Raw genomic sequence first — 1,756 nt, forward strand, 5'->3', positions numbered from 1 at the left:
GCCCTGTCCTTTCTTCACGTGGGGGGTCACGGCATCCGTGACCAGTTCGGCGTCGTAGTCGGCGCCCGGTGTGTCTGCCACGCAGTGCACCGGCCACGTGTCGACGAAGTCGGGCTCCGCATCGGTTGCGAAGTGACCGCCGTTGTCGGTGTTGCCCTCGTGCCAGTCCCGCGAGGCGATGACGACGTCGTACTCGCTCCCGTGGGCGGACAGGTATGCCGTCAGCCCGCGCGCGACCGCGTCGCCACCGGAGACGGCGAGCGCCCCGCCCTCCGTGAAGTCGTTCTGGACGTCGACGATGAACAGTGCTCTGGTCATACCACCGAGGCTAACCCTTCGACGCCGCTGCGGTCAGCGCGGCCCGTTCACAACTCCCGCGCGTCGTTCCGGTTCGACCGCCGCGAGCGGTGTGTCGCGGCCCCCTCCGACGGAATGGAGGAGTTCGGAACCGCGTCGACGTCGGCCCGCGCGAGGCGCGAGGGCCACCAGATGCGCCGCCCGAGGTCGTAGGTCGCCGCCGGCACGAGCAGCGAGCGCACCACGAAGGTGTCGAGCAGCACGCCGAAGGCGACGATGAACGCCAGCTGGGCGAGGAAGAGGATCGGGATCACACCGAGTGCGGCGAACGTCGCGGCCAGCACGAGCCCGGCAGAGGTGATGACGCCGCCGGTCGCGACGAGTCCGCGCAGGATGCCGGGGCGTGTGCCGTGCCGTTTCGACTCCTCCCGCACGCGCGACATCAGGAAGATGTTGTAGTCGACGCCCAGGGCCACGAGGAAGACGAAGCCGTACAACGGCACCGCCGGATCGGCTCCCGGGAAGTGGAACAGGTTGTCGAAGACCAGCGCGCTGACTCCGAGCGCGGCACCGAACGACAGGATCACGCTCAGGATCAGGATGACCGGGGCGACGATCGCTCGCAGCAGCAGCATGAGGATGACGAGGATGACAGCCAGGATCACCGGGATGATGAGAGTGCGGTCGCGGATCGACGTGTCGTTCGTGTCGAGATCGATCGCGGTCGGTCCGCCGACGCGTGCGATATCGGCACCGAGCTCGCTCGTGAAGGTCGTCCGCAGGTCGCGTACGGTCTGCTCCGCGGCCAGCGAGTCGGCCTCGTCCGACAGCGTCGCGACCAATAGCACGTCGCCGTCGACCACCGTCGGCTGCGGCGGCGCCGCGCTCGGCGGACCGGCCAGCGTGTACACCGCCGTACCGTCCTGCACCGAGACGCCGATCTGACCCGAGACGGTGTCTTTGGCGGTCGCTGCGACGGACTCGATGCCGGGCGCCTTCTCGAGCACGGTGACGGCATCCGCGACCCGGTCCTGGGGCACGACGATGTACGCGGGGCTCCCCGATCCCGCGGCGAAGTGCTGCGCGAGCACGTCCTGCCCGTCGCGGGCCTGCGAGGCTCCCAGCACCAGGTCGCTCTGCGGCACGCCATCGGCCTTCAGCTGCAGCACGCCGACGGATGCCGCGAGCAGCACGACCGTCGAGACGATCCATACCGGCCGCGCATGGCGCGCGACCAGACGGGCCTGGCGACCCCAGAACCCGCGAACGGGAGCGCTCGGGTCGGTGACGAGACGCTCGGCGTTGTCGCCCGGGTCGCCGTCGGCGCCCTTCGGGATGAAGGGCCAGAACGCCGCGCGCCCGAAGATCGCGAGAAGCGCGGGCAGGAAAGTGAGAGCGGACAGCACCGCGAAGGCGAAGCCGATCGAGGCGATCGGTCCGAGCGCCCTGTTGCTGGCGA

The 1,756-nt window shown here is 69.8% G+C and carries 2 protein-coding genes; both read right to left on the bottom strand.

From position 1 onward, the window contains the following. Positions 1 to 318: isochorismatase family protein (locus I5I_RS02210; RefSeq protein WP_036315979.1), on the bottom strand; the 318-nt coding region annotated here is incomplete at its 3' end. A gap of 47 nt (positions 319 to 365) precedes the next feature. After that, the coding region (locus I5I_RS02215) for an MMPL family transporter (RefSeq protein ID WP_036315976.1) at positions 366 to 1,756 on the bottom strand (1,391 nt) is incomplete at its 5' end.

The sequence above is a fragment of the Microbacterium sp. B24 genome (genome assembly GCF_000333415.1).
Lineage (GTDB): Bacteria > Actinomycetota > Actinomycetes > Actinomycetales > Microbacteriaceae > Microbacterium.